This window comes from Streptomyces sp. SID1328, assembly GCF_009865595.1.
In the GTDB taxonomy this organism is placed as follows: domain Bacteria; phylum Actinomycetota; class Actinomycetes; order Streptomycetales; family Streptomycetaceae; genus Streptomyces; species Streptomyces griseoluteus.
In genome coordinates this window covers 1-26,958 of sequence record NZ_WWKH01000115.1, presented here as the reverse complement: position 1 = coordinate 26,958, position 26,958 = coordinate 1, and the positions used below count along the sequence as shown (strand labels likewise).

Sequence of the window (26,958 nt, the reverse complement as noted above, 5' to 3'; positions counted from 1 at the left end):
CGACGGCCCGAGGATAGTGCGGGCATACGGGACAGCACCGCACCCCGCGAAAAGCACCCCCACTCACGACAACCTGTCGCACATCCCGCCCCTGCCCACAACAGTCCGCCGATGTCGCGACGCCGCCCCCACCCCCTACCCTCACCCGCATGACGCCTCAGCCGAACCCGGAGCAGACCCCCACCCCCGACCCCGAGACCGGTGCCGCCGTGAAGGCCGCCGACCGGGCGCACGTGTTCCACTCCTGGTCCGCGCAGGACCTGATCGACCCGCTGGCCGTCGCGGGTGCGGAGGGCTCGTACTTCTGGGACTACGACGGCAAGCGGTACCTGGACTTCACCAGCGGCCTGGTGTTCACGAACATCGGCTACCAGCATCCGGAGGTCGTCGCCGCGATCCAGGAGCAGGCGGCGAGGATGACGACGTTCGCACCGGCCTTCGCCGTGGAGGCCCGGTCGGAGGCGGCACGGCTGATCGCGGAGCGGACGCCGGGCGACCTGGACAAGATCTTCTTCACCAACGCCGGCGCGGACGCGGTCGAGCACGCGACCCGCATGGCCCGCCTGCACACCGGCCGCCCCAAGGTGCTGTCGGCGTACCGGTCCTACCACGGCGGCACCCAGCAGGCGGTGAACCTCACGGGCGACCCGCGCCGCTGGCCGTCGGACAACGGCAGCGCGGGCGTGGTGCACTTCTGGGCGCCCTTCCTGTACCGGTCCCGTTTCTACGCGGAGACGGAGGAGCAGGAGTGCGCCCGCGCGCTGGAGCACCTGGAGACGACGATCGCCTTCGAGGGGCCCGGCACGATCGCGGCGATCATCCTGGAGACGATCCCCGGTACGGCCGGAATCATGGTCCCGCCTCCGGGTTACCTCGCCGGGGTCCGCGAGATCTGCGACCGCCACGGCATCGTCTTCGTCCTGGACGAGGTGATGGCCGGGTTCGGGCGGACGGGTGAGTGGTTCGCGGCGGACCTCTCGGGGGTCGTCCCCGACCTGATGACCTTCGCCAAGGGCGTGAACTCTGGGTACGTGCCGCTGGGCGGCGTCGCCATCTCCGGCGCCATCGCGGAGACCTTCGCCAAGCGTCCGTACCCCGGCGGCCTGACGTACTCCGGTCACCCCCTGGCCTGCGGGGCGGCCGTCGCCACGATCAACGTCATGGCCCGCGAGGGCATCGTGGAGAACGCCAAGCACCTCGGCGAGACGGTCCTCGCCCCCGCCCTCGCCACCCTCGCCGAACGCCACCCCAGCGTGGGCGAGGTCCGCGGTACGGGCATGTTCTGGGCCCTGGAACTGGTCAAGGACCGCGAGACCCGCGAGCCCCTGGTCCCCTACAACGCGGCGGGCGAGGCCAACGCCCCCATGACCGCCTTCGCCGCCACCGCCAAGAAGAACGGCCTCTGGCCCTTCGTCAACATGAACCGCACCCACGTGGTGCCGCCCTGCAACATCACCGAGCCGGAGCTGAAGGAGGGCCTGGCGGCCCTGGACGCCGCGCTGGCCACGGCGGACGAATACACCACGTCCGGCTGACCCCGCGCGTCCGGCGGAGCGCACCCGCGCCTCCGCCGGACCGCGCCTCTTCAGGCCGCCTCAACTCGCCCAGCGGGTCAGCGCTTCGTCCAGGCCATCCGCGTCCGGCGTGTCCGTGGCCCACACCACCACCCCGTCCGGGCGGATCAGAGCGCCCAGCACTCCCGTGCCGTCGTCCCGGATCACCCGCGCCCGGCCCTTCACCAGCTCGGCGAACACCGCCCCCGGCGTGCGGTCCAGCAGCAGGAAGCCGCCCTCGTGGGCGTGGTCGGCCAACCGGGTGCCGTTGCGCAGGGGCACATCGGGGACGTAGCGGCCCGTCCATGGGTGAGAGCCCGGCAAGGGGAGCCGCTGCGTCACGCCCGCGATCTGCTTCACCGCGTACGTCGTGCCGTCGCGCGTCGCCAGCAGGTCCGCCAGCACCCCCCGCAGCGCACCCGACTTGGGGTCCCCCCGCAGGATGCCGATCTGGGCCCGCGTCCAGTCCAGGACCCAGGCGCCCACGGGGCGGCGTTCCGCGTCGTACGTGTCCAGCAGGGCTTCCGGGGAGCGGCCGCTCGCCACGGCCGCCAGCTTCCAGCCCAGGTTCACCGCGTCCCCCACCCCCAGGTTCAGTCCCTGCCCCCCGAACGGCGGGTGGACATGGGCCGCGTCGCCGGCCAGGAACACGCGGCCGGAACGGTACGTGGAGGCCTGGCGGGTGTTGTCCGTCCAGCGGGTCGGGGCCGCGCGCAAGGCCGTCAGCGTGACGTCCGTACCCGAGACGCGGCGGAGGCTGGACTGGACGTCGGCCAGGGTGACCGGGGCCGAGCGGTCGGCCGGACCCCCGTCGAACTCGACGGTGGCGACGCGGCCGGGCTGGGGGCCGCAGCGGTAGACGCCTCGGGGGGACCAGGACCAGCCGTCGGTGAGCTTCTCGGGGTCGGCGATGTCGACGACCGCCTGGTAGCCGGTGATCTCGGGGTCGGTGCCGGGGAACGGGATGCCCGCGAGGCGCCGGACGGTGCTGTGGCCGCCGTCGCAGCCGACGAGCCAGCCGGCACGCAGCGAGCCGGAGCCGGTGCCGACGACCACCCCCTCGCCGGTGTCCTCCAGCCAGGTCACCTCCACCCCGCGCCGGACCACCACCCCCAGCCGCTCGGCATGCCCGGCGAGCAACTCCTCCAGCCGGGGCTGGGGAATCATCCGCGCCCCCTTTACAGCGGTGTGCGCGGCCAGCTCGGGGTCGGCCCAGTCCACCAGGCCGGGGTCGAGGGCCATCCCCGCGAAGTGCCCGGTGAAGCGGAAGACGGAGGCGCCCAGCGTCTCCCGCTGAATCCGCTCCAGGGCAGGCAGCAGTCCGCGCCGGTCCAGCGCCTCGGCCGTCGGCACGTTGACCGACTGCGCTCTCATCGCGGGGTCGGCCGAGTCCCGCCGTTCGAGCACCCGCACCGAGACCCCGACGAGCGCCAGCTCGGAAGCGAGGGCGAGCCCGACAGGCCCGGCACCGACCACGATCACATCCACATCCGTCTTCACGAACACTGTTCTATGAACGAACAGCGTTCGTGTCAAGTTATAGTTGTCCCGTGAACGCGAAAGAGCGCCGCACCGCCCGCCACCGGCCCGCGCCCGCCGAGGAGACCCGGCCCCGCCGCCGCAAGGACCCGATCACCGTGGACCAGGTGGTCGAGACCGCGCTGGGGATCATCGCCACGGAGGGGTACGACGCCCTGACCATGCGCAGGCTGTCGGCCGCCCTGGACACCGGCCCGGCCTCGCTCTACGCCCACGTGGTCAACAAGGCCGACCTGGACGAGCTGCTCATCGGCCGCCTCTGCGCCCGCCTCACCCTCCCGGACCCCGACCCCACCACCTGGCGGGACCAGCTGCGAGGGGTCTGCGAGGCCCTGCGGGACCAGTACCTCCAGTACCCCGGCATCTCCCGAGCCGCCCTGGCCATGGCCCCCACCGACCTGGAAGCCCTCCGCGTGAGCGAGGGCATGCTCGCGATCCTCCTCGCGGCCGGCATCGCCCCCCAGCGCGCAGCCTGGACCATCGACGCCCTGCTCCTCTACGTGGCCGCCCACTGCCTGGAACTCTCGGTGGCCCACCGCAGGGCGGAGGACGGCGACGAAGTCTGGCCCGCGGACAAGACCGACCTCCTCCACCGCCTCACCACCCTCCCGGCGGCGGCCTTCCCCCACACCACCCGCCACGCGGCCGAACTGACCGCCGGCACCCCCGATGACCGCTTCGACTTCACGGTGCGCCTGATGATCAATGGCCTCGCCTGAAGCGACCCACACACCGTCCCCCGCACATAAAGGGCACCGGGGCTGATGCCCGGCAGGGGTGAACGCGTAAGGTGACGTGCTCGTAAGGGGTTGTGGGAACAGGCACGGACGTACGAGAGCGGCCCCATTCGTGTGAGGAGACTCCGGGACGATGCCCGGCTACGGCGCTGTGACGCGCAGTACCTTGCGACAGCAGATCGCCGACGCGCTGCGCGACGAGGTGCTGGCCGGGCGGTTGCTGCCGGGGCGGGCGTTCACGGTGAAGGAGATAGCGGACCTGTACGGGGTCTCCGCGACGCCGGTACGCGAGGCCCTGGTCGACCTGTCGGCGCAGGCCCTGCTGGAGGCCGACCACCACCGGGGCTTCCGCGTCCCCGAGTACTCCCTCGCCGACTACCGGGGCATGATCGAAGCCCGCTCCCTGGTCACCGAGAGCATGTTCCGCGTCCTCGCCCAGGGCCACCCCGCCTTCGCGGACCCGAAGAACCCCGACACCGCGGCCGCGCTCGCGACGGTACGGCGACGCGGTGAGGAGGCCCAGCGGGCGAACGCGGCCGGCGACCTCACCGTCCTCATCGGCTACGACCTCCGCTTCTGGCGCGAGCTGAGCGTGCTGTTCGGCAACCCCTACCTCGCGGAGTTCCTGCACCGCCTCCGCGTCCGCTCCTGGGTCTGCGCGGTCCAGCACCTCCGCCGCCTCCCCGAGGTCCGCGGCCGCCTGTGGGCCGGCCACATAGACCTGGTCGACGCCCTGTCGGCCCACGACCCCGAGGCCGCCCGGGCGATCGTCGCCGCGGCCAACGCCCACGCCCTGGAGATGGTCGAGGAACTCGCGGGGGGCTAGGCCAGGTCCGGGTTACCCGGAGGCCCGCACCGTGCTCAGGTCCAGGGTGTCGGCCGTGGCCGGGGGCCGGATGGCCAGGGGCTTGTCGAAGTCGCTGAACACGGTGGTGGTGCGGTTGTAGGGGCCCTTGTAGCCGATCTCCAGCAGGTACGGCACGCCCTCGGCCGCGACGTAGAAGGTGTAGGTACCCGGCTGGCGCGCGAAGGGCGACTCCCCGGCCTTGTCCCGCACCTCGACCGGGATCACCGGCCGGCCGTCCAGCTCGGTCCGCGCGCCCTTCGTGGGCTTGCCGAACGACGTGAACGGCCAGGTGCAGACGGCCAGGTCGTCCGCTCCCCGCGCCGCGCTGACCGGACTCTTCAGCCAGGGCTTCTGCCGCATGGCGGGGACCGTCTCTCGCCCCCACATCTCGAAGTACATGTCATTGCCGTGGATGTAGTCGGTCCCGCCCATCCGGATCTGCTCCAGCTCGGACCCCGAGCGAAAGCTCGCCTTGTACGCGCACCTGGTCCTGAGGTCCGTGGTCCTGCGGCCGGAGTAGACCCTGCCGCCCCCGGTCGCGACCGTCTCCGCGGTGATCGTCACCGAGCGCAGCGCCTTCATGGTGCGGTTGGCCGAGTCGAGCAACTGCGCGGCTGTGCGCGGGTGCGTCGCCGAGCGCGGGTCCGTGGCCGTGCGCGGGTCCGTGGCCGTGCGCGGGTCCGTGGCCGCATGGGTCTCGGCGCAGCCGGTGGCCGCACAGCCCAGTAGCAGCACCAGCGCGACGGCGCTCGCTCTCATACGCATGATCCCCCCAAGCGTTCGAGCGGGTCAGGCTAGCGCCCCACCGTGCGTCACAGCGGGGCGCTAACCGAATTCACACCTCCAAGGGCTGAGGCGTCCTCGGACGGGGGAATCCGCGCCGCCGCGCTGGAGTTGCCCCGAGGGGGGCTGACCGTACGGAGGGACGGGAGTCGATGAGTCTGCGGCAGTTCGAGTACGCGCTGGCCGTTGCCGAGGAAGGGTCCGTCACGGCGGCGGCGGAGCGGTTGCGGGTGGCTCAGCCGTCGATGTCCCAGCAGATCCGGGGGCTGGAGCGGGATCTCGGGGTGGAGCTGTTCGCCCGGACGCCCACCGGGCTGACGCCCACCGTGGTCGGGCGGGCGTTTCTGCGGGAGGCGCAGGCCGCGGTGAACGCGGCACGCCGGGCGACGGCGACCGCGCGGGCCGGGGCCGCCGAGCTGGTCGGCGAGCTGACCGTCGCCGTGCAGATGGGCTTCGGTACGCGCCAGCTCCCCGAGGCGCTCGGCGCGCTGCGCCGTCGCTACCCCCGGCTGGAGATCACCCTCTCCGAGGAGCCCAGCTCCGCCGAGCTGGACCGGCTGTGCCGCCGGGGTGTGCTGGATCTCGCCCTGATGGCGAAGTGCGACCGCACCCCCGCGGAAGCGCACCGCCTCGGCGAGGAGGAGTTCGTCGTGGTACTGCCCGCCGGACACACCCACCTCGCGCAGCAGCGTGTTGAGTTGCGTGACCTCAAGGGCGAGCCCTGGGTCCGGTTCGACCGGGACAGCGCGCTCGACGGCGTCCTCGTGGAGGCCCTGCGGGAGACCGACCCGGACCCCGACACGGTCGCCCGCGTCTCCCAGACCGCGACCGCCGTCCGCTGGGCCGCCCAGGGACTCGGTGCCACCCTCGTCCCCGCCTCGGCGGTCCCCCCGGGTCACGAACACCTCGCCCGCCCGGTCTCCCCCGCCGTGGCCCAGCCCGTCATCGCCGTCGTCCGGAACCCGGCCGGCCCGGCGGAGACGGCCCTGCTGGAATTCCTCCGCCAGGAGAAGTGGGACACGAAGAATTCCCCCGCACCGGTCCCCTGACAGAAATCCGGCTCAGCCCCTCGGGAATTCCCCGCCGTCGATGACGAAATTGCTCCCGGTCACCCAGCTCGCCTGATCGGAGACCAGGAACAGGACCGCCCGCGCGATGTCGTCGGGCAGCCCGTCCCGCCCGAGCGGTACGAGGGACTCGGGCCCGGCCTGCGTCGGGTCCAGGCGAGCCCACTCCTCCCGCACCTTCTCGCCGCCCGGGGTGGTGACCCGCCCCGGAGTGACCGTGTTGACCCGCACCCCGGCCGGGGCCAGCTCGGCGGCCAGGCCCCTGCTGTAGTTCTCCAGCCCCGCCTTCGCCACCGTGTAGTGCAGGAACGGCGGGAAGGCGACCGGCACCGCGGCGGAGGAGATGTGCACGATCGCCCCCGACCCCCGCTCCCGCATGCCCGGCGCCAGCAGCGCGTCCAGCCGCACCGAGGCCAGCAGGTTCAGGTTCAGCACGTCCAGCCACTCCTCGTCCGGAATGCCGAGCGCGGACGCGTGCGGCTGGGCCCCGCCCGCGTTGTGGACCAGGATGTCCACCCCGCCGAGCACGTCCACGGCAGCCGCCGCGAGCTCCTCAGCCCCCTCCCGGCTCCGCACGTCGGCGGCGACGAAGCGAGCCCCCTCCGGCACGGTCCCCGACGACGAGCGCGCGGTGGTGAGCACCTCGGCGCCGGCCTCCAGGAGCCGGGCCACGATGCCCGCCCCGATGCCCCGGGAACCCCCGGTGACCAGGTCCCGCTTTCCCTTGAGTTCCGGTGTTCCCGTTCCGTTCTGGGTGGTGGCCATTTCTGCGGTCCTCTCCTCGGACAATTCACGGCGGACTTCTCTTCTAGTCGCTTCACCGTAGGCCCGGAAAAGAAAGGGAAGCAAAGACCGAATAGCAGCAGGGGGCATAGGGCTTTCCTATGGCCCGTCGCACGGACTACGCTTCCTGGTCCACCCGCGTGCGAGGAGACCCCCGCACCGGACGATGCGAGGAGTCCTTCTTGGCCTGTGACCTGTGGCTGGTGCCGCTCGTGGACGTGCTGTGCCACACGCCGGACAACCCGTTCGCCGAGGAACTCGCGGTGTACAACAACGCGTTGGCCGCCGCCGGGCTCCCCCCGGTCCCGGTCTACCAGTACATGCCGGGCCTGAACGGCGAGGTCGCCCCCGTCGCGGGATTCGACTACGACGCCCTGCACTTCCTGCGCCGCGCGCACCTGCTCCAGCTCTGCGGCCTCCCCGTCACCCCTGTGGGGGAACTGGGCGGCGACTACGAGCAGTTGCTCGAGATGTTCGAGTCGACCGCCCAGCAGTCCCACCTGGTCTGGCACTACGACCACGCCGGCGCGTACGTCCCCCTGGACTTCCCGCAGCCCCTCACCAACGACGAACTCCTCGCCGGTGGCGGCCCCCTGGGCTCGGCCCACGCCCTGCTGCGGGAGCTGGAGCAGGTCGCCCCGGCCATCGGCATCGACCCGGCGAACCCGCCCGCCGCCCCGGCGCCCCCCTCGGCCCCCACCGAGCTGGAGGAGCCCGCCGTCCCCGGGCCCTACGACCCGAGCCCCTTCGCCCGCGAACGGCACGTCTGGCTCGGCCTGCACGCCGCCGCGACCCGTTCCCTCGCCCAGGGCTCGATGATCGTCTTCAGTTGAGCTCGTGCGGCTGCGGCGGCCCCTGGCTCCCTTCCAGCAGTGCCGCCCGCAGCAGCAGCGTGTGCACGAACCGGTCCGGCGCGGTCGGGGGGAACCGCCAGGCCAATGGCCAGGTCTGCCCGGCCAGCGCCGGGACCGGGATGTAGCTCACCCGGTACGGCGCACTCGTGAGCCGGGTGGCCTCGGCGGGCCAGGCGTGGTGCGCGGTACTCCCCGGCGCGACCAGGAAGTAGACGCTCCTGCGCCCGCTCCCCGACTCCACCACCGGCCCCGGATCACCCCCGGTCATCCGCGCCATCCGGTCCGCGACGGCGCGCCCGCGATCGCCGTCCAGCCGTACCGCGTCGAACTGCACTCCGGCCCGCCGCAGTTGGATGCCCATGGCGGGAACCCACTGGATGCCCGCGTGACTTTGCGTATTCATGCGATCAGTTTCGGCAGGCGACGCTACGGTTTCCATGACTCTCCGTCGACCCATCGGAACGGTCGGGAGTCGGCGGCAATCGTTGAAGACCGGTTGAGTTCGGTCGAGTCCGGGGGTGATCACAATGGCGCGAGCGGCGAACAAGCTGGCGGCCAGCGGGACGGCGCGCATGGTCGCCGCCTTCGCGAAGGCACGGCGTGAGCAGATGGGTCTCACCCAGGAGGAGCTGGGCGCCCTCATCGGCTACACCGCGTCCGCGATCAGCGCGATGGAGACGTGCGCGCAGCCCGCCAGCGACAAGATGCTGATGGAACTGGAGCGGGTGCTCGGGGACGGCATGAACATCTTCGAGATGGCCCGCAAGTTCGTCCTGCTGGACAAGTACCCGCCGCAGTTCCAGGACTTCGCGCTGATGGAGGCGGAGGCGGTGACGCTGTCGTCCTACCAGACCTACGTGATCGACGGCCTGTTCCAGACGCCGGACTACGCACGTTCGCTGATCGGCGGCAGCTTTCCCAAGCTGCCCGACGAGCAGGTGGAGCAACTGGTCGAGGCCCGTCTCGCCCGTCGGGCCCTCTTCGACCGCAGTGAGCCAACCGCCATGATCGAACTGATTCTTGACGAGTCAACGCTGAGGCGGCCATTCGGGAGCTGGGAGACCCTGCGCGGTCAATTGCGTTCGCTCGCCGAGGACTCGGAGCGCGACAATGTGAGCGTCCAGGTCATGCCTCTGGATCGAGGCGCACGGGCTGCCCATGCGGGCGAACGCGGCAACATGGTGCTGGTGGAGACCGCGGAGCACCATCACGTCGTCTACCTGGAAGCTCATGACGAGAGCATGCTGGTCAGTGATCCCGCGAAGGTGGCCCGCCTCGCACATAGGTATGCAAAGATCCGGACACAGGCTCTGAGCCCGGACGACTCTGCAAGCCTCATCCAGAAGTTGGCGGGAGAACAGCACCCATGACCAGCACCCTGCGGTGGTTCAAGTCGAGCTACAGCGACGGCGGCGGCGGCCAGTGCGTCGAGACCGCGTACACCTGGCACAAGTCCTCGTACAGCGACAGCACCGGCGGCAACTGCGTCGAAGTTGCTCCCTGCCCCACCACCATCCACGTCCGCGACTCCAAGCAGACCGACGGCCCCCTCCTCGCCGTGACGCCCACCGCGTGGACCACGTTCCTCACGGACGCCCGACGAGGCTGATCTCCGGCGGCCACAGCACGCCCGAGCCCATCAACAGGGACGGGCCGAGGTGGAGCGGGCACACCCGCAAGGACGACCGGTTGTGCCGCCGCACCTCGAACACCGCCGGGTCCCCGCATTCGGACACCTCGCCGTAGGGCCCCCCGCACATCTCCCGGTCGCTGCTCATGGAGAAATTCCACCGCGCCGGAACGCGGAACGCCCGCCGAGCGCGCCCATAGGGCGGACCGGCGGGCGTACCCGCGTACAGACCGTGCGGCCTAGAGGAACGAGTTGATCTCGATCGTCTCGTCACGGCCGGGGCCGACACCGATCGCGGAAATCGGCGCGCCGGACATCTCCTCCAGCGCCTTCACGTAGTTCTGCGCGTTCTTCGGCAGGTCGGAGAAGGACTTCGCCTTGGTGATGTCCTCGGACCAACCCGGCAGCGTCTCGTAGATCGGCTTCGCGTGGTGGAAGTCGCTCTGGGAGTACGGAAGTTCCTCGACCCGCTTGCCGTCGATCTCGTAGGCGACGCAGACCGGGATCTGCTCCCAGCCGGTGAGCACGTCCAGCTTGGTGAGGAAGAAGTCGGTGAGGCCGTTGACGCGGGTCGCGTAGCGGGCGATCACCGCGTCGAACCAGCCGCAGCGGCGGTCGCGGCCGGTGGTGACACCACGCTCGCCACCGATGCGGCGCAGCGCCTCGCCGTCCTCGTCGAACAGCTCGGTCGGGAACGGACCGGCGCCGACACGGGTCGTGTACGCCTTGAGGATGCCGATGACCCGGCTGATCTTCGTCGGACCCACGCCCGAACCGGTGCAGGCACCGCCGGCGGTCGGGTTGGAGGAGGTGACGAAGGGGTAAGTGCCGTGGTCGATGTCGAGCAGGGTGCCCTGACCGCCCTCGAACAGCACGACCTTGTCGTCCTCCAGCGCCTGGTTGAGCACCAGGACGGTGTCGGCGACGTACGGCCTGAGCTGCTCCGCGTAGCCCAGCAGCTCCTCGACCACCTGGTCGGCGGCGATGGCGCGGCGGTTGTAGAGCTTGGTGAGCATCTGGTTCTTGACGTCGAGCGCCGCCTCGACCTTCTGGGTGAGGATCGACTCGTCGTAGAGGTCCTGGACCCGGATGCCGACGCGGTTGATCTTGTCCGCGTAGGTCGGGCCGATGCCCCGGCCGGTGGTGCCGATCTTGCGCTTGCCGAGGAAGCGCTCCGCCACCTTGTCCATGCTGACGTGGTACGGCGTGATGATGTGCGCGTTACCGCTGATCAGGAGCTTCGACGTGTCGACGCCGCGCTCGTTCAGACCGCTCAGCTCGGAGAGCAGGACCGAGGGGTCGACGACGACACCGTTGCCGATGACCGGCGTACAGCTTGGAGAGAGGATTCCGGAAGGGAGGAGGTGGAGCGCATACTTCTGGTCGCCCACGACGACCGTGTGGCCGGCGTTGTTGCCGCCCTGATAGCGCACTACATAGTCCACCGAGCCACCGAGCAGGTCGGTCGCCTTCCCCTTGCCTTCGTCACCCCACTGAGCACCGAGCAGCACAAGTGCGGGCACGCGCGTACACCCCTTCCGGGCGGGGCATGTCCATGGTCGGGGTGTGGGCGTATGGTTCATCGCCGCTCAACACCGCGACCGCCTTTGGCCGCACGACCGTCGGACCGGATGCCCCGGAATAGACGAAGCCCCTGGCGCAATAGCGCAAGGGGCTCTTGCACAAAGATGCTACCCGAGGAAGCGAGGCAGGACCGAGGTGGCGACTTCCGCGACGTCCGATCAGCTCCTTGTGATCATCGATCCGATGGCCCGGCACACGGACGGGGAGTCCGTGCGGATAGCGAAAGACGTGCTCAGCGCGGGTGCGGCGGCGAAGGTGTGCCTGCCGGACGGGCCGGAGGAATTCGCCCGCGCGCTGGGGCGGCGGGGGTCGCGCCGGCCGGTGGTCGTCGGGGATGATCGAGCACTTGTTCGAGCGGTGGGGTTGTTGCACCGGCATCGGGAGCTGGCCGGATGCGCGCTGTCCGTGGTGCCGGTGGGGTCGGCGGGGCTGGCGCGTTCGCTGGGGGTGCCGGGAGGGCCGGTCGCCTCGGCGCGGGCGGCGCTGGAAGGGGTCTCCCGGCAGCTGGACCTCCTGGTCGACGACAGCGACGGCGTCGTGCTCGGCTCGCTGGGCATACCGCCCGCGTCCGTCCCCGCCGAGCCGGTCGGCGTCGGCACCCGCCCCTGGCTGCGCACCCTGGTCCGCACCCTCGCCGCCCGCCCGGCCCGGCTCCGGGTCGAGATCGACGGCGTCACGGTGATCGACCTCGACCGTCCGGTGGAGTCGGTGTCGGTGACGCCGGGGATGCGGGGGGTGGCGGAGGTGGAGATCCGCCCGGTGTCCCTGGGCGCCGAGTCCACCCCCCTCCGCTCCTGCGGCCGCACGGTCACCGTGACGGGGGAGGACTTCCACTACAGAGCCGACGCGGAGACCTCCGGTCCGGTGCGGCGGCGTACCTGGCGGGTGGCGGAGGGGGCTTGGGGGCTGGTGGTGCCGGGGCCGTGAGTCAGGGGGTGCCGGATGCCCGCGGGGCCCGGAAACCGCTGGTGTCCAGCAGGCAGTCGAACGGTTCCGGGATGTAGAGCTTCTCGCCGAACGGCTGGGTACACCTCGACTCGTACCCCTGTGACCCAGACCAGCCACGACTCGGCGTAGCCAGTCGCGCACATGGAGGTGATCCAGTCGGGGAAGCCGGGGTCAGCGCCGGTCGGACGCCTGCTCACGGTGTCGCCGCCAGCGTTCCATGATCCCCGCGACGTCGGCCTCGATGAACTCGAAGAACTCCAGGGTGTCGGTGAGGCGGCGGCCGGCGGGGGTGTCGGGGCCGAGGCTGGTGATGCCTTCGCGCAAGGCCTCCTCCCAGCGTTTGATGATGGCTTCGCGACTGGTCAGCGCCTCGTACCACTGGTCACTGTGCACGCGGTAGCGCTCGCGCCGTGAACCGGGTTCACGCTCGCGGGAGACCATGTGCACCTGGGACAGGTACCGCACCGCGCCGGAGACGGCCGCCGGGCTGATCCGCAGCAGCTCGCCCAGCTCCGCCGAGGTCAGCGTCCCCGTGTCGGAGGACAGCAGCGCCGCGAACACCCGCGCGGGCATGCGCGGCATCCCCGCCTCCACCAACTGCGCCGCGAACCGCTCCACGAACCGCGACACCGTCTCCGGATCGCGCCCGTCCCCACTCTCCACGCTCGGCTCCGTCATGCCCTGACCCTAACTCTGATTCATACGGTTCCTTAACTTCACAAATTTCTGAAGGAAGCGTACGTTCAGAATCATGACCAAGGCACTCACGGTCTCGGGGCTGCACAAGTCCTTCGGCCGTACCCCCGCCCTGACCGGCCTCGACCTGGAGGTCGAGGCCGGTGAGGTGCACGGCTTCCTCGGCCCCAACGGCGCCGGCAAGTCCACCACCATCCGCGTCCTCCTCGGCCTGCTCCGCGCCGACTCCGGCGCGGCCCAGATCCTCGGCCGCGACCCGTGGGCCGACGCGGTCGAGATCCACCGGCGCGTCGCGTACGTCCCCGGGGACGTGACCCTGTGGCGTGGTCTCTCCGGCGGCGAGGTCATCGACCTCTACGGCCGCCTGCGCGGCGGGCTGGACGCGCGGCGCCGTGCCGAACTGACCGCCCGCTTCGAGCTGGACCCCACGAAGAAGGGCCACACCTACTCCAAGGGCAACCGGCAGAAGGTCGCCCTGGTCGCCGCCTTCGCCTCCGACGTGGACCTGCTGATCCTGGACGAACCGACCTCCGGGCTGGACCCGTTGATGGGGGAGGTCTTCCAGCGTTGTGTCCGGGAGGAGCGGGAGCGGGGCCGTACCGTCCTGCTCTCCTCGCACATCCTCAGCGAGGTGGAGTCCCTATGCGACCGGGTCAGCATCGTGCGGAAGGGGCGGACGGTGGAGAGCGGGTCGCTCGCGCAGCTGCGGCATCTGACGCGGACGAGTGTGCGGGCGGAGGTGTCTTCGGCGGTGGCCTTGGACGGGCTGGCCGGGGTGCACGACCTGGAGGTGCGGGGACCTCGGGTGCGGCTTCAGGTGGACACGGCTGAACTCGACGCGGTGCTGCGGGTGTTGAGCGCAGCCGGGGTGCGGTCGCTGACGTGTGCTCCGCCGACGCTGGAGGAGTTGTTCCTGCGGCACTACGAGGGTGCCGTGGAGGTGGCTGTCTGATGAGCGCGCTCGTGGGGACGGGGGTGCTGTTCCGCTTCGCGCTGCGGCGGGACCGGGTGCTGATCCCGGTGTGGATCGGGGTGAACACCCTGATGGTGCTGTCGATGCCGGGGACCCTCAGGGGGCTGTACGCCACGGAGGCGGAACGTGCCGCCCTGCGTTCACAGATGGCCGGCAACGCCTCCCTGCGAGCCCTGACAGGGCCCGTACTGGACGATTCCCTAGGGGGCCTGACCGCATGGCGGGTCGGGGTGTACGCGGGGCTGCTGGCCGCCGTGATGAGCCTGCTGATCGTCATCCGGCACACACGGGACGAGGAGGAGAGCGGACGGCTTGAGGTCATCGCCTCGGGGGCGGTGGGACGGCGGGCGCCGCTGAGTTCCGCGCTGCTGGCGTCCTTGGCTGCGAACGGGGTGCTGGCGGTTGTGCTTTTCGCCGGGCTCGCCCCCCTGGGGGTGTCGGGTGCGCTTGCCCTGGCGCCGGCCGTCGGCTTGGTCGGGCTGGTCTTCGCGTCGGCGGCGGCGGTGGCGGCACAGCTCACGCAGAGCGCGCGGCTGGCGCGGGGGCTGACGTCGGGGTTGCTGGGGGCGGCGTTCGTGCTCCGTGCGGCGGGCGACTCGGGGTCTTCCTGGCTGACCTGGCTGTCGCCGCTGGGGTGGCTGGAGAAGGTGCGGGCGTTCGCGGGGGAACGGTGGTGGGTGCTGGGGCTGTTGGCCCTTGCCTGCGTGCTCCAGGGTGCGCTGGCCTACTTTCTGGCCGGCCGCCGGGACCTGGGCATGAGCTTCCTCCCCACCCGGCCGGGCCCGGCTGTGGGCCGCCTGGGCAGCGCGGGCGCCCTGGCCTGGCGCCTTCAGCGGAGCGCGTTGCTGGGCTGGAGCATCGGCTTCTTCCTGGCCGGCGTGGTCTACGGCAGCCTGACGGAGGGGGCGGCGGACCTGGTGTCGGGCAACTCGGGTGCACGTGCGGTCCTGGAGCGGATGGGGGGCCGCGCGGGGGTCACGGACACGTTCCTCTCCGCGATGATCAGTATGCTGGGCCTGGTGGCCGCGCTGTACGTGGTCTCGGCGGTGCTCCGACTCTCGGCGGAGGAGTCGTCGGGCCGAGCGGAACCCCTGCTGGGCTGCGCGGTGAGCCGTCTCCGCTGGGCGGGGGGTCACCTGGCCGTCGCCTTCGGCGGTGTGGGTGTCCTGATGCTGCTCGCGGGGCTGGGCTTCTGGACGGGGTACGGGTCCCGCCCCGGCACGGTGGTGGGGGCGTGCCTCCTCCAGGTACCGGCCGCGTGGACGCTCGGGGCGGTGACGGTGCTGCTCTACGGGTTCGTCCCCCGGGCGGCGGTGGCGGGATGGGCTGTGGCGGGGGCGGTCCTGCTGATCGGCTGGGTCGGCCCGGCCCTGGACGCCCCGGCCTGGCTGCTGGCGGTCTCCCCGTACGACCACCTGCCGAAGCTGCCGGGAGCGCAGATGCAGTGGGGCCCGGTCGCAGCACTGCTCGGGCTGACGGTGCTACTGACGGGCGCGGGCCTCGCGGGCCTGCGCCGCCGGGACGTGGCGGGCTGAGATCACATACGGGCGACGTTCCGGCAGGGGCGGGGCCTCCCTCGTGTGGGGGTGGATCCGCGCAGGTCGGCGGGGGCGGGCCCCGACTCACCGGTTTCCGTCATTCTGGGCGGTGGGATCAAGCCGTTGCTCCTCGGTGGTGGGCGCGGGCTGCTACCTGTGGGGGGACGGCGCAATTCGGGGGGACGTATGAAGACGAAGCTGTTGGTGGCCGGGACGGTCGTGGTGGGGGTCGCGCTCGGTGGGTGTGCCGTGCAGGACAAGTCGGCGACGGCCCAGTACGGGATCGACGCGAAGGTGACCGCGCTGAGCGTGACGACCAAGGGCGGCAACATCGACGTCGTGCCTGGTGAGGGCACCGGCGCGCAGGTCACGGAGAAGATCCGGTACGCCGACGACAAGCCCCGTACCGAGCACTCCGTGAGCAACGGCCGCCTCACGCTCACCGCCCCCCGTTGCGACGACTGCGGCGTGAACTACACCGTCTCCGTACCCCCCGGCACGACCCTGACCCTGGACACGGAGGGCGGCAACATCACCGTCCGCGAGGTCGACGGCGCGATGACGGCACGGACGGGCGGCGGAAACGTACGCGTGACGGACACCGCCCCCAAGACCCTCTCCGCCCGGACGGACGGCGGAAACATCGAGGCGTCCCTGAAGAAGCCCCCAGCCAACCTCACCGCGGAAACGGGCGGCGGCAACGTCAAGGTCGCCCTCCCCCGCACCCCCTACGCCGTCGACGCCACCACCAGCGGCGGCCGCAACACCGTCTCCGTCCCCACCGACCCCGCCTCCCCCCACCACGTCACCATCCGCACCGGCGGCGGAAACATCGACGTCAGCCTGACGCCCGACTCGTAGGAGTGAAATGTGCGGCGGCGGGTCGGCAGCACAAATCCCTTTGCGGGGCTGCCGTCGAGTCGCCAAGACTGTGCCGATGCTGATCCGACGAGAAGCGCCTGCCGACAAACCCGCCGTACGGGCGGTCACCACCGCCGCGTTCGCCAAGCCGGAGTCGCCGGACCCCGTGGAGGCCGGCCTCCTCGATCAGTTGCGGACCTGCGGGGCCTGGCTTCCGGAGCTGTCGATGGTCGCGGCCGATGACCAGGGGGAGATCATCGGGCACGTCGTCTGCACGCGCGGGCACGTCGAAGCCCACCCGGTCCTCGGACTCGGCCCGCTCAGCGTGCACCCGGCGCACCAGCACCGTGGCGTCGGCCTGGCGCTCGTCCACTCGGTACTGGACGCGGCGGACGCGACCGGCGAACCCCTCGTCGCCCTGCTCGGCAACCCCGCGTACTACCACCGCTTCGGCTTCCGGGCGAGCACGGAGTACGGCATCACCCCTCCCGATCCCGGCTGGGGCGAGTACTTCCAGGTCCGCACCCTGAGCACGTACGCCCCGGCGCTGCGGGGCGCCTTCGCCTACGCCGACCCGTTCAACGACCTCTGACTCCCCGGAACGCCTCAGGCGACGGTCACCTTCAGTTCCTCCAGCCCCCGCATCACGAAGCCCGGCTTGCGGGCCGGCTCGGTGGCCAGGGTCAGGGTGGGGGCCAGGGTCAGCAGAGCCCTCATGGACGCCCCCAGCTCCAGGCGGGCCAGGGGGGCGCCGATGCAGTAGTGGGTGCCTGCGCTGAAGGAGATGTGGGGGTTGTCCTTACGGGTCAGATTCAGGCTCGTCGGGTCGTCGAAGACCGCCTCGTCGTGGTTGGCCGAGCCGAAGAGGAGGGCCAGTTCCGCGCCACGTGGGATCACCGTGCCGGCCAGCTCGATGTCGTCCAGGACCCAGCGTTCGAAGAGCTGGAGCGGGGTGTCGTAGCGGAGCAGCTCCTCCACCGCCGTGGGGATCAGATCCAGGTCGGAGCGGAGAGCCGCCAGTTGATCGGGGTGCTCGAACAGCGCCAGCCAGCCGTTCGTCGTGGCGTTCACCGTCGCCTCGTGGCCCGCGTTCAGCAACAGCACCGCCGTCGAGATCATCTCCTGCTCGGTGAGCCGGTCGCCCTCGTCGTGGGCCGCGATCAGGGCCGAGATCAGGTCGTCCCCGGGGGCCGCCCGGCGCGCCGCGATGAGACCCCTCAGGTACTCCGAGAACTCCACCGACGCCCGTACCGCCCGCGCCGCCACGTCCGGCGACGGATTCAGCTCGTACATCCCGCAGATGTCCGCCGACCAGGGCCGCAGTGGCCCCCGGTCCCCCTCCGGGATGCCCAGGAGTTCCGCGATCACCGCGACCGGGAGGGGTTCCGCCACGTCCGCGAGGAGATCACCTCCGCCCGCCGCGACCAGGCCGGCCACCAGGGAGTCCGCCAGCCCGTGCACGTACCCCCGCAGCCGCTCCACGGTGCGCGGGGTGAACGCCTTGGAGACCAGGCGCCGGATGCGGGTGTGGTCCGGCGGCTCCAGGTCGAGCATGCCGTGATCGTTGAGCGTGTGGAACGGCTCGTGCTCAGGAGGCGGCGCGGTACGGCCGAAGTCCTCGTGGGTGAAACGGTGCTGGTACGTGCGCCCCAGCCGCCGGTCCCGCAGCAGCGCCGACACGTCGGCGTGGTGCGGCACCAGCCACTGGTCCGTCGGCTCGTACCGGATCACCCGCCCGCGCCCCCGCAGCCCGGCGTAGGCCGGGTAGGGGTCGGCGAGGAACTCCGGTGACCAGGGGTCGAAGGTGGTGCCCATGGGGGGACGCTAGTGCGTGCGGGCCCCACCGGGGTAGATGACATGTGTCATCCGCAGGACATGCCCCTGGGCACTGCCCCCGGGGACCCCGCCTTCCTAGACTCGTCCCATGTTCAAATCCCGCAAACCCGGACAGGACGACGCCTGGGAAGGCGTCGTCACCGACAAGTCGCGCGGCATGCTCGACGGCGCGAACATGTACCACTTCGCCGAACTCCGCCTGAACGACGGCGCGTCCACGAAGGTGCGGATCGGCCGGCAGCTCTGGAAGTCCCTGGCCGTCGGCGACCGCCTGGTCAAGCGGCCCGGCGAGGACCCGGCCAAGGCATAGCCCTAGAAGGCAAGTTGGGCGATCTCCTCCGCCACCACCGCGGCCGCGTCCGCCGCAGGGTCGATCAGCGGGAAGTGGCCGACGTCCTCCAGCAGCGTCACCCCCACGACCTCCCCGGCCCTGGCCGCCGCGTCCGCGAAGGACTCCGCCACCTCGTAGGGGACATCCCGGTCGGTACGGCCCTGCACCAGGGTCGTGGCGATACCGGTCGGGAGGAGCAGGGCGGGGTCCGCGTGCGGGGCGCGCTCCGCGGACAAGTGCTGTCCTCCGAGGAGCTGGCCTACCGCCCCCTCGCAGACCTCCAGCTTCTCCGCCAGCCCCAGATCCGCTATCGGCGCCAGCGCGACGACCCCGCGCAGGGGCGCCGGCCGGTCCGTACGCCAGGGCGAGTCCGCCGGGAGGACGTGCCGCGCGGCCGCCCACAGCGCGAGGTGCCCGCCCGCCGAGTGCCCGGTGAGGACCATGCGCCGGGCGTCCGCGCTGGGCAGCGCCTCGCGGGCCAGGTCCGGCAGCGCGTCCAGCGCGGCGGCGACGTCGTCGAAGGTCTCCGGCCACCGGCCCGCCGGAGGCACGGCCGGTTCGCCACCCGTGCTCTGTGCCGGGATGCCGGGCCCGCCGCGCCGGTACTCCACGTTCGCCACGGCGAAACCGCGCCGCGCCAGGAAGTCCGCGAACGGCGTGATGTGCCGCCGGTCGTACCGCGCCCGCCACGCCCCGCCGTGCAGGACCACGACCAGCGGCGCGGACGCCGTACCGGTGCGCGGGGCGTAGAAGTCGATCACCTGGTCGGGGTGGTCCCCGTAGGGGGCGCTCGCGTCGGGGTCGACGGGCGGATGGGAGAACGCCGACTCCTCCTCGGCGGCGGCACGGGCTGCGCTTGCGTCCTCCGGCATGCTCCAACCTTCCAGCTGTGTAAGGGTTTTGGCGGACCAGGGCCAGCGTGGGGATTCGGCCGTTGGCCGGGACGGTATCAGGCCCGTGACGTGCGCGGACACGGGGATGTCACCCAGGGTGAGGCAGAAGGGGGCTGCGCGGAGTTCGTCCCTCCGCACAGCCCCCCGGCGCCCCGTTCCCGCGCCTACGCCAGCACCTCTCCCAGCACCCGCGCCGCCCGCTCCGCGTCCGCGAAACCCACGTACAGCGGGGTGAAGCCGAAGCGCAGCACGTCCGGGTGGCGGAAGTCGCCCACCACGCCCCGGTCGATCAGCCGTTTCATCACGTCACCGGCGTCCGCGCAGCGCAGCGCGACCTGGCTGCCCCGCTCCTCGTGCCGCAGCGGGGTCACGCACTCCACCCGGCCGGGCTCGGTGTACGCGGTCACGCAGTCCAGGAAGAAGTCGGTCAGGGTCAGCGACTTCGCCCGTACGGCGTCCACCGAGACCCCGTCCCACACCTCCAGCGCCGCTTCGAGCGCCAGCATGGAGAGGATGTCCGGGGTGCCGACCCGCCCGCGCCGCGCGCCCGGCACCGGGGTGTACTCGGAGTTCATCCCGAAGGGTTCGGCGTGCGAGTTCCAGCCCGGCAGGGGCGAGTCGAAACGGTCCTGGAGGTCGCCTCGGACGTACAGGTACGCGGGCGAACCGGGGCCGCCGTTCAGGTACTTGTAGGTGCAGCCGACCGCCAGGTCCACCCCGTGCGCGTCCAGCCCGACCGGCAGCGCGCCCGCACTGTGGCACAGGTCCCAGACGACCGGCGCGCCGGCGTCGTGAACGGCCGCCGTCAGCGCGGGCAGGTCGTGCAGGCGGCCGGTGCGGTAGTCGACGTGGTTCAGCAGGACCGCGGCCGTGCGGGGGCCGAGGGCGGCGGGGATCTCGGCGGGGGTCAGGGCGCGCAGCTCACAACCCGTCATTCGCGCCGCCGAGCCGGCGATGTAGCCGTCCGTGGGGAAGGTCGTCGCGTCGACCAGGATCTCGTCGCGGCCCTCCCCCGCCATCCGTACGGCGGCCACAAGTGCCTTGTACACGTTGACGCTTGTCGAGTCGCCCACCACGACCTGGCCCGGACCGGCGCCGATCAGCGGAGCGATCCGGTCCCCGATCCGCTCCGGGGCGGTCCACCAGCCCGACTCGTCCCAGGAGCGGATGCGCAACCCGCCCCACTGGCGGGCCAGTACGTCCCGCATCCGGTCGGGTACGTGCGCGGGGAGCGCACCGAGCGAGTTGCCGTCCAGGTACACGCCCTCGTCGAGGACGAACCGGTCGCGCAGTCCGGCGAGCGCGTCGGCCGCGTCCAGCTCCTTGGCCCGCAGCGCCAGTTCCGTACGGTCAGACATGGGACCTCGCCGTCCACAGCTCGGGGAACACGTTCTTGCGGGCCCGCTTCTCCAGCCAGGCCACGCCGGCGGAGCCGCCGGTGCCGGCCTTCGAGCCCATCGCGCGGCGGGTCGCCACGAGGTGGTCGTTGCGCCATCGCCACACCAGTTCGGCGACGTTCGTAAGCGCTTCCCCGAGGCGGGCGAGGTCGGTGTCGGGGTCACCGGAGTACACCGCCGCCCACGCGGCCTCGACCGCGTCGACGGGCTCGTACCGCTGGGACACGTCCCGGTTCAGCACCTCGGCGGGGATCGCGTGGCCGCGGCGGGCGAGCAGGCGTACCGCCTCGTCGTACAGGCTCGGCTCGCACAGCGCCTTCTCCAGCTCGGCGTACGTGCGGGGGGTGCCGCGGTGCGGGACGAGCATCGACGCGGACTTGTCGCCGAGCAGGAACTCCATGCGGCGGTACATCGCCGACTGGAAACCCGAGCCCTCCCCCAGGGCGGACCGGTACGAGTTGAACTGGGCCGGGGTGAGCTGGGCCAGCGGACGCCAGGAGGCGTTCAGCGCGTCCAGCTCGCGCACGGAACGCTTCAGCGCGGCGATCGCGGTGGGCACGTCGTCCGAGCGGAGCGCCTTCGCGGCGGTCTCCCACTCGTGCGTGATCACCGTGAACCACAGCTCCATGACCTGGGTCGTGACCAGGAAGACCATCTCTCCGGGGTCGTCGGAGAGGGTGTGCTGGAGGTGCGTGAGCACGTCGGCCCGGACGTAGTCCTCGTACGGCGTCGTGCCGGCGAAGTCAAGATGCGGGGTCTCGGGCTCAGCGGCCTCTTCGGCGGCCTGGGAAGGGGGGTGAGCCTGATGGGACATCGCTGTCTCCTGTGTTGAACTCCGGGTAGCGGTCCGCCCCTGCCGATGCCGGCACGGGGGCCCCGGTCCCCAGACCGAATCCTCCGCAATCCCATGGGATACGGCAAGGCGGGGGCGGGTCCCGGCCCGCCGGGGCGGCTCCCCCGAGCCCGGACAGGCCCTGGTGGCAGACTTCAACCATGACTACGCACAAGAACCTGCTCGGCGGCCCGGACCCGACGCACCTGCCCGAGAACGAAGAGGCGTACCGCCTGCTGGACGAGGACGCCCTGGCCCCGGCCGAGGTCGTGGCGAAGTACCCCACGTTCTCCCTGGCCTGGGCGATGCTCGCGGACGAGGCCTTCGAGGCCGGCCGCGTGGTCGAGTCGTACGCCTACGCCCGCACCGGCTACCACCGCGGCCTCGACGCCCTGCGCCGCGCCGGCTGGAAGGGCCACGGCCCCATCCCCTGGTCCCACCGCCCCAACCGAGGCTTCCTCCGCTGCCTCGCCGCCCTCGCCCGCGCGGCCGACGCGATCGACGAGAAGGAGGAGGCGGACCGCTGCTGGCAGTTCCTCCAGGACAGCAGCGAGGAGGCTTACGCGGAGCTGCGGCGCTGAGTTCTGCCGGGCCGGCGGAGGGGGCGAGTCCGCTCACCCCCTCGAAGCCGGCTCCGCCTCTCCCGTTTCCAGGGGTGGGGTCGTGATGCTGCCGTGGGTTCTGCATTCCGGGTGGGGGCAGTCCGGGGTGGGACGGTGGCGGATCAGGGTGGCGGAGAGGACTGAGGCCAGGACCAGGACTCCCGCGCAGATGGGCATCGCCTTGTCGAAGGACGTGTTGAAGGCCGCCGGAAGTCGGTAGGCCTCCGGGCCCATGCCCGTCAGGAGGGGCAGGGCCGCCACCGCCACCAGGCCCGCCGCCCGCGCCGCCGCGTTGTTGATGCCGCTCGCCAGGCCCGCCCGGGCGGTCTCCACCGAGGCGAGGACCGTCGCCGTCAGGGGCGCCACCAGGGTGACCATCCCCGTGCCCATGACGAGCAGCGCGGGGAGGACGTCCGTCGGGTAGTTCGCGTCGGGGCCCACGCGGAGCATCAGGAGCATCGCTGCCGCGCAGAGGAGGGGGCCGACCGTCAGGGGGAGGCGGGGGCCCGTGCGGTCCGCGAGGGCGCCAGAGCGGGAGGAGAACAACAGCATCAGGATCGTCGGCGGGAGCAGGGCCGTACCCGCCGCCAGGGGGGAGTAGCCCGCCACCACCTGGAGCTGCAGCGCCGTCAGGAAGAAGAAGCCGCCGAAGGCCGCGTACACGCACAGCGTGACCAGGTTGACCGCGGTGAACTGCCGCGAGGCGAAGATGTCCGGCGGGAGCATCGGGTTCGGCCGGTGGCGCTCGACGTACACGAAGGCCACCGCCGCCACCACGCCCGTCACCGCCGTCACCCACACCGCGACGGACGCGGAGCGGGCCTCGATCAGCGCGTACGTCAGCAGCGCCAGCGCCACCGCGCCCAGCACCGCCCCGAGCACGTCGAACCGCCCGCGCGCGGGCCCCGCGTCCGACTCGGGTACGTGCCGCAGCGCCACCGGTACGCAGATCAGGGCGAGCGGCACGTTCAGCAGGAAGACCCAGCGCCAGCCGGGACCCTCCACCAGCCAGCCGCCCAGGAACGGCCCGATCGCCGCCCCGACCCCGCCGAACCCGGACCACAGCCCCACCGCGCGGCTGCGGTCGTCGGGGTGGAAGGACGCCTGGATCAGCGCGAGCGACCCCGGCGTGAGCAGCGCCCCGCCCACGCCCTGGAGGGCGCGGGCGATGATCAGCACGTTCGGGTCGGGGGCCAGCCCGCACATCAGCGAGGCCGCCGCGAACCAGATCACCCCGATGACGAAGACCTTGCGTCGCCCGTACCGGTCCCCCAGCGAACCGCCCAGCAGGATCAGGCCCGCCAGCGTCACCATGTACGCGTTGACCGTCCACTGGAGCGCCGCGAGGCTCGCGTCGAGATCGCGGCCGATGCGGGGCAGCGCGACGTTGACGACGGTCGAGTCCAGCAGGGCCATGCTGGAACCGAGCACGGTGGTCAGCAGAATCCACCGGCCCTTGGGGGACGCCAGCCGGACATCGGGCATGCCCCCAGGTATACCCCGGATACCCCCAGGGGGCCCGGCCCCTGCGCAAACAGGGTGCCGGGCCCCCTGGGGGAGACCGCGGAGGGTCACTTCATCTTGTTGCCCGCCGACCGCAGGTTGTTCGCGGCGGTCACGACACGCGCCGCCATGCCCGCCTCGGACAGCTTGCCCCAGGTGCGCGGGTCGTACTGCTTCTTGTCACCGACCTCGCCGTCGACCTTCAGCACGCCGTCGTAGTGACGGAACATGTGGTCGGCGACCGGACGGGTGAAGGCGTACTGGGTGTCCGTGTCGATGTTCATCTTCACGACGCCGTTCTCCAGCGCGGTACGGATCTCCTCCTCGGAGGAACCGGAACCGCCGTGGAAGACGAAGTCGAACGGCGACTGCTTGCCGAACTTCGCGGCGACCCCGTCGTTCAGCTCCTTCAGCAGCTCCGGGCGGAGCACCACGTTGCCCGGCTTGTACACGCCGTGCACGTTGCCGAAGGACGCGGCCAGCAGGTAGCGGCCCTTCTCGCCCAGGCCCAGCGCCTCGGCGGTACGGATCGCGTCCTCGACCGTGGTGTAGAGGGAGTCGTTGATCTCGTGCGAGACGCCGTCCTCCTCACCGCCGGTCGGGGTGATCTCGACCTCGAGGATGATCTTCGCGCGGCGGGCCTGCTCCAGCAGCTCCTGGGCGATCGCCAGGTTGTCCGCGAGGGTCTCGGCGGAGCCGTCCCACATGTGCGACTGGAACAGCGGGTTGCGCCCGGCCTTCACGCGCTCCTCGGACAGCGCGAGCAGCGGACGTACGTAACCGTCCAGCTTGTCCTTGGGGCAGTGGTCGGTGTGCAGCGCGATGTTGACCGGGTACTTCTCGGCGACGACGTGCGCGAACTCCGCGAGCGCGACCGCGCCGGTCACCATGTCCTTGTTGTACTGGCCGCCGAGGAACTCCGCGCCGCCGGTCGAGATCTGGACGATGCCGTCGCTCTCCGCCTCCGCGAAGCCGCGCAGGGCCGCGTTCAGGGTCTGGCTGGAGGTGACGTTGATGGCCGGGTAGGCGAACTTGCCTGCCTTCGCCCGGTCGAGCATCTCGTTGTAGACCTCGGGAGTTGCGATGGGCATCTGTCCGCTCCTCGTGTTGCGGGTTGGCGTTCTGCGATATGCGGCCCTGACCTGGACCCTGGGGGGCGACAACGGCGTCGGCCCCATCTTTCCAGACCTGCCCTGCCGGACGGTCTGGCGGCCGGGAGAAGTCCAGCCCCAAGCGGACCGTCAGTCCAGCCCCAGTTCATCCTTCGAGAAGGCGAACCGGTACGGAACGCCCGCCCCGGCCTCGATCTTCTCCGCGGCGCCGGTCGCCCGGTCCACGATCGTGGCGACGCCGACGACCTCCGCGCCGGCCTCCCGTACCGCCTCCACCGCCGTCAGCGGCGAACCGCCGGTGGTGGAGGTGTCCTCGACGACCAGCACCCGGCGGCCCGTGATGTCCGGGCCCTCGACCCGGCGCTGGAGGCCGTGTGCCTTCGCGGCCTTGCGGACCACGAACGCGTCGAGCCGCTGCCCGCGCGCGGCGGCCGCGTGCAGCATGGCGGCGGCCACCGGGTCGGCGCCCATGGTGAGACCGCCGACCGCGTCGAAGTCCAGGTCGGCGGTGAGGTCCAGCAGCACCTGGCCGACCAGGGGGGCGGCCTCACCGTCCAGGGTGATGCGGCGCAGGTCGACGTAGTAGTCGGCCTCCAGACCCGAGGAGAGGGTCACCTTGCCGTGCACCACGGCCTTGTCCTTGATCTGCTGGAGCAGTTCGCCACGTGTGCCTGACGGCATTACTTCGTTCACGTCCGTCGTCATACTGCCCAGCTTAGAGGCGGCGCCAGGTCCAGGTGGTGGACGCCTCCAGCGGCTCCAGGGGGGTGACCAGGCGCTGGGCGGTGTTCAGGCCGTTGGGCGGGCCGGTCTGGGGCTCCACGCACACGGCGGCGTCCTGCTCGTCGTAGACGACCGCCCATTGTTCGCGGCTGGCCACCTTGAGTTCGAGCTGGCCGGGCCAGGTCAGGCGCACGTCGACTCCGTCGGGCATGCCGAAGCAGTCGTCCCAGGGGCCGGGCTTCGGCTCGATACGGTTGCCGGTGGGCAGGTGGTCCTCGCCGCGCTCCTCCTGCCACGCCGGGTGGAAGTCGATCGTCACGTTCTCGCCGCCGAGGTTCCGGTTGAACCAGGGGTGCCAGCCGATCTGCGCCGGGAACGAATCCTCGTACGTCTCCACGGACATGCTCAGCGTCAGGCTGTCCTCACCGAGGCTCACGATCTGCGTGATCCTGCCGGAGTGCGGCCAGGGGTCGGTCAGTTCGTACGTCAGCACCGCCTCGTCGGCCGACTTGCGCGCGGTGCGCCAGGCACCGTCGCGGGCGGTGCCGTGGATGGCGTGCGGCGGGGAGTTGAGCGGCATCTGCCGTACGACCCCGCCGTCCAGGAACTGCCCGTCCCTGATCCGCCCGCACCAGGGCACCATCGGGAAACACCCGAACCGCTCCCCCTGCCGCAACAACTCCGTCCCACCGACGCGCAGCCCTCCGATCCGCCCGCCATTACCGGGCAGCACCCGTACCTCCGCGTCACCCGCGGCCAACGTGATCTCTCCGTTACTCACGCTGCCGACCCTACTGGTCCCTCCGGGGATGGGGCGGGGTGGTGCTCAGTGGCGCTTGCGGAGGGCTCTCACGACCACGATCGCCGACGCGACCGCCACCGCTGCCGCCGGGGCGGCCCAGCGGAGGGCCGGGTTGGCGGTGACCGTCTGGGGGGCGGGTACGGGGGCGTAGCGGCCGCGGGGCGGGGCGTGGTCGACCTCCTCCGCGCTGCGGCCGATCATCGTCCGCCGGGCGTGGGCGGCCTCGGCGGGGGGTTCGGCGCGGACCTCCAGACCATCGGGGACGGTGTCGGGGATCGCGGCGTCCGTCTCGGGGTCGAGGGAGGGCGCAGGGACTTCGGTGTCGAAGACGGAAGGGGGCGGGGTACCGGGCTTCTCGTCCTTGGGCTCGGCTTCGGCCTGCCGGCCCGGCGCGGGCTTGTCGTCCTGGTCTTCTGTCTGCCGCTCCGGCCCGGCCGACTCGCCCTCCGGGTGCGGCTCCGGCTCGGACGCGGCCTCTGCGTGCTCCGGGGCGGCCGGCTCGCCTTCTGTCTGCCGCTCCGGCCCGGCCGACTC

General features: G+C 71.6%; 29 protein-coding genes and 1 pseudogene. 14 read left to right on the top strand and 16 right to left on the bottom strand.

The window, feature by feature from the left end; genetic code table 11:
- The first annotated feature begins 149 nt into the window (after positions 1 to 149).
- Positions 150 to 1,535 (top strand): aspartate aminotransferase family protein, encoded by a 1,386-nt coding sequence (locus tag GT030_RS03805; RefSeq protein WP_161199829.1) that lies wholly within the window; start codon positions 150 to 152, stop codon positions 1,533 to 1,535.
- 60 nt (positions 1,536 to 1,595) lie between these two features.
- Here GT030_RS03805 and GT030_RS03800 read toward each other — a convergent pair whose 3' ends face one another.
- Positions 1,596 to 3,059 carry an FAD-dependent monooxygenase gene (locus tag GT030_RS03800; protein ID WP_346009555.1) on the bottom strand — a complete coding sequence of 488 codons (1,464 nt, stop codon included), beginning with the start codon at positions 3,057 to 3,059 and terminating at the stop codon, positions 1,596 to 1,598.
- 44 nt (positions 3,060 to 3,103) lie between these two features.
- Between GT030_RS03800 and GT030_RS03795 the strand changes: the two genes are divergently transcribed.
- Together GT030_RS03795 and GT030_RS03790 are read left to right on the top strand one after the other, a co-directional pair.
- Entirely contained in the window at positions 3,104 to 3,811 is a 708-nt protein-coding gene (locus tag GT030_RS03795) for a TetR/AcrR family transcriptional regulator (RefSeq protein ID WP_346009554.1), read from the top strand.
- 151 nt (positions 3,812 to 3,962) lie between these two features.
- A complete protein-coding gene (locus GT030_RS03790; RefSeq protein ID WP_161199828.1) occupies positions 3,963 to 4,655 on the top strand; it encodes a GntR family transcriptional regulator in 693 nt (230 codons plus the stop codon).
- Positions 4,656 to 4,667: 12 nt separating this feature from the next.
- Here the strand turns inward: GT030_RS03790 and GT030_RS03785 are convergent, their stop codons facing one another.
- The gene (locus GT030_RS03785) at positions 4,668 to 5,435 is read right to left on the bottom strand and encodes a hypothetical protein (RefSeq protein ID WP_161199827.1); all 768 of its coding nucleotides are present in this window, start codon (positions 5,433 to 5,435) and stop codon (positions 4,668 to 4,670) included.
- 176 nt (positions 5,436 to 5,611) lie between these two features.
- Between GT030_RS03785 and GT030_RS03780 the strand changes: the two genes are divergently transcribed.
- Positions 5,612 to 6,508: a LysR family transcriptional regulator gene (locus GT030_RS03780; protein ID WP_161199826.1), complete on the top strand. Its 897-nt coding sequence runs from the start codon at positions 5,612 to 5,614 to the stop codon at positions 6,506 to 6,508.
- Positions 6,509 to 6,520: 12 nt separating this feature from the next.
- On the opposite strand, the gene GT030_RS03775 is transcribed toward GT030_RS03780, so the two are convergent.
- Positions 6,521 to 7,291 carry an oxidoreductase gene (locus GT030_RS03775; RefSeq protein WP_161199825.1) on the bottom strand — a complete coding sequence of 257 codons (771 nt, stop codon included), beginning with the start codon at positions 7,289 to 7,291 and terminating at the stop codon, positions 6,521 to 6,523.
- A 200-nt stretch (positions 7,292 to 7,491) separates the two neighbouring features.
- Here GT030_RS03775 and GT030_RS03770 point away from each other — a divergent pair, with 200 nt between their 5' ends.
- The gene (locus tag GT030_RS03770; protein ID WP_161199824.1) at positions 7,492 to 8,142 is read left to right on the top strand and encodes a hypothetical protein; all 651 of its coding nucleotides are present in this window, start codon (positions 7,492 to 7,494) and stop codon (positions 8,140 to 8,142) included.
- On the opposite strand, the gene GT030_RS03765 is transcribed toward GT030_RS03770, so the two are convergent.
- Positions 8,135 to 8,566, bottom strand: coding sequence for a hypothetical protein (locus GT030_RS03765; protein ID WP_161199823.1), 432 nt, complete (start codon positions 8,564 to 8,566; stop codon positions 8,135 to 8,137). The genes GT030_RS03770 and GT030_RS03765 overlap by 8 nt on opposite strands.
- 124 nt (positions 8,567 to 8,690) lie before the next feature.
- Between GT030_RS03765 and GT030_RS03760 the strand changes: the two genes are divergently transcribed.
- Positions 8,691 to 9,533, top strand: coding sequence for a Scr1 family TA system antitoxin-like transcriptional regulator (locus GT030_RS03760; RefSeq protein WP_237522177.1), 843 nt, complete (start codon positions 8,691 to 8,693; stop codon positions 9,531 to 9,533).
- Positions 9,530 to 9,772 (top strand): DUF397 domain-containing protein, encoded by a 243-nt coding sequence (locus tag GT030_RS03755; RefSeq protein ID WP_161199822.1) that lies wholly within the window; start codon positions 9,530 to 9,532, stop codon positions 9,770 to 9,772. Before GT030_RS03760 ends, GT030_RS03755 begins: the two co-directional genes overlap by 4 nt.
- On the opposite strand, the gene GT030_RS03750 is transcribed toward GT030_RS03755, so the two are convergent.
- Both GT030_RS03750 and GT030_RS03745 read right to left on the bottom strand, forming a co-directional pair.
- The gene (locus GT030_RS03750; protein WP_161199821.1) at positions 9,750 to 9,941 is read right to left on the bottom strand and encodes a hypothetical protein; all 192 of its coding nucleotides are present in this window, start codon (positions 9,939 to 9,941) and stop codon (positions 9,750 to 9,752) included. The two genes, GT030_RS03755 and GT030_RS03750, sit on opposite strands and share 23 nt — an antisense overlap.
- Before the next feature lie 91 nt (positions 9,942 to 10,032).
- On the bottom strand, positions 10,033 to 11,316 hold the full coding sequence (locus GT030_RS03745; protein WP_161199820.1) for an adenylosuccinate synthase: 1,284 nt from the start codon (positions 11,314 to 11,316) through the stop codon (positions 10,033 to 10,035).
- Between the two features lie 244 nt (positions 11,317 to 11,560).
- On the opposite strand from GT030_RS03745, the gene GT030_RS03740 reads away from it, so the two are divergent.
- A complete protein-coding gene (locus tag GT030_RS03740; RefSeq protein ID WP_202459649.1) occupies positions 11,561 to 12,304 on the top strand; it encodes a diacylglycerol kinase in 744 nt (247 codons plus the stop codon).
- Between the two features lie 192 nt (positions 12,305 to 12,496).
- Here the strand turns inward: GT030_RS03740 and GT030_RS03735 are convergent, their stop codons facing one another.
- Positions 12,497 to 13,003, bottom strand: a complete 507-nt coding sequence (locus GT030_RS03735) for a MarR family transcriptional regulator (RefSeq protein WP_161199818.1) — start codon at positions 13,001 to 13,003, stop codon at positions 12,497 to 12,499.
- A 73-nt stretch (positions 13,004 to 13,076) separates the two neighbouring features.
- Between GT030_RS03735 and GT030_RS03730 the strand changes: the two genes are divergently transcribed.
- The 4 genes from GT030_RS03730 (at position 13,077) to GT030_RS03715 (ending at position 16,985) form a co-directional block, all read left to right on the top strand.
- Complete coding sequence (locus GT030_RS03730; RefSeq protein WP_161199817.1) at positions 13,077 to 13,973, top strand: ABC transporter ATP-binding protein; 897 nt, start codon at positions 13,077 to 13,079, stop codon at positions 13,971 to 13,973.
- Positions 13,973 to 15,529 (top strand): ABC transporter permease, encoded by a 1,557-nt coding sequence (locus GT030_RS03725; protein WP_161199816.1) that lies wholly within the window; start codon positions 13,973 to 13,975, stop codon positions 15,527 to 15,529. Before GT030_RS03730 ends, GT030_RS03725 begins: the two co-directional genes overlap by 1 nt.
- A gap of 189 nt (positions 15,530 to 15,718) precedes the next feature.
- Positions 15,719 to 16,393, top strand: a complete 675-nt coding sequence (locus GT030_RS03720; RefSeq protein ID WP_161199815.1) for a DUF4097 family beta strand repeat-containing protein — start codon at positions 15,719 to 15,721, stop codon at positions 16,391 to 16,393.
- 76 nt (positions 16,394 to 16,469) lie between these two features.
- Positions 16,470 to 16,985 (top strand): N-acetyltransferase, encoded by a 516-nt coding sequence (locus GT030_RS03715; protein WP_161199814.1) that lies wholly within the window; start codon positions 16,470 to 16,472, stop codon positions 16,983 to 16,985.
- Positions 16,986 to 16,999: 14 nt separating this feature from the next.
- Here the strand turns inward: GT030_RS03715 and GT030_RS03710 are convergent, their stop codons facing one another.
- Entirely contained in the window at positions 17,000 to 18,208 is a 1,209-nt protein-coding gene (locus GT030_RS03710) for a cytochrome P450 (RefSeq protein WP_161199813.1), read from the bottom strand.
- A 109-nt stretch (positions 18,209 to 18,317) separates the two neighbouring features.
- Between GT030_RS03710 and GT030_RS03705 the strand changes: the two genes are divergently transcribed.
- Positions 18,318 to 18,539: a hypothetical protein gene (locus tag GT030_RS03705; RefSeq protein WP_161199812.1), complete on the top strand. Its 222-nt coding sequence runs from the start codon at positions 18,318 to 18,320 to the stop codon at positions 18,537 to 18,539.
- Positions 18,540 to 18,541: 2 nt separating this feature from the next.
- Here the strand turns inward: GT030_RS03705 and GT030_RS03700 are convergent, their stop codons facing one another.
- The 3 genes from GT030_RS03700 to GT030_RS03690 form a co-directional block, all read right to left on the bottom strand.
- Positions 18,542 to 19,432: an alpha/beta hydrolase gene (locus tag GT030_RS03700; RefSeq protein WP_161199811.1), complete on the bottom strand. Its 891-nt coding sequence runs from the start codon at positions 19,430 to 19,432 to the stop codon at positions 18,542 to 18,544.
- 185 nt (positions 19,433 to 19,617) lie between these two features.
- The gene (gene kynU, locus GT030_RS03695; protein WP_161199810.1) at positions 19,618 to 20,811 is read right to left on the bottom strand and encodes a kynureninase; all 1,194 of its coding nucleotides are present in this window, start codon (positions 20,809 to 20,811) and stop codon (positions 19,618 to 19,620) included.
- The gene (locus tag GT030_RS03690) at positions 20,804 to 21,664 is read right to left on the bottom strand and encodes a tryptophan 2,3-dioxygenase family protein (RefSeq protein WP_161199809.1); all 861 of its coding nucleotides are present in this window, start codon (positions 21,662 to 21,664) and stop codon (positions 20,804 to 20,806) included. Before GT030_RS03690 ends, kynU begins: the two co-directional genes overlap by 8 nt.
- A 179-nt stretch (positions 21,665 to 21,843) precedes the next feature.
- Here GT030_RS03690 and GT030_RS03685 point away from each other — a divergent pair, with 179 nt between their 5' ends.
- Positions 21,844 to 22,263, top strand: a complete 420-nt coding sequence (locus tag GT030_RS03685; RefSeq protein WP_161199808.1) for a DUF3151 domain-containing protein — start codon at positions 21,844 to 21,846, stop codon at positions 22,261 to 22,263.
- A 33-nt stretch (positions 22,264 to 22,296) separates the two neighbouring features.
- On the opposite strand, the gene GT030_RS03680 is transcribed toward GT030_RS03685, so the two are convergent.
- The 5 genes and pseudogenes from GT030_RS03680 to GT030_RS36120 form a co-directional block, all read right to left on the bottom strand.
- On the bottom strand, positions 22,297 to 23,769 hold the full coding sequence (locus GT030_RS03680) for an MFS transporter (RefSeq protein ID WP_161199807.1): 1,473 nt from the start codon (positions 23,767 to 23,769) through the stop codon (positions 22,297 to 22,299).
- An 86-nt stretch (positions 23,770 to 23,855) separates the two neighbouring features.
- Positions 23,856 to 24,878, bottom strand: coding sequence for a class II fructose-bisphosphate aldolase (gene fbaA, locus GT030_RS03675; protein ID WP_161199806.1), 1,023 nt, complete (start codon positions 24,876 to 24,878; stop codon positions 23,856 to 23,858).
- Between the two features lie 150 nt (positions 24,879 to 25,028).
- Positions 25,029 to 25,580, bottom strand: coding sequence for an orotate phosphoribosyltransferase (pyrE, locus tag GT030_RS03670; RefSeq protein ID WP_161199830.1), 552 nt, complete (start codon positions 25,578 to 25,580; stop codon positions 25,029 to 25,031).
- Positions 25,581 to 25,614: 34 nt separating this feature from the next.
- Complete coding sequence (locus GT030_RS03665) at positions 25,615 to 26,403, bottom strand: aldose 1-epimerase (protein WP_161199805.1); 789 nt, start codon at positions 26,401 to 26,403, stop codon at positions 25,615 to 25,617.
- 45 nt (positions 26,404 to 26,448) lie between these two features.
- Positions 26,449 to 26,958, bottom strand: a pseudogene (locus tag GT030_RS36120) (hypothetical protein); the annotation flags it as partial.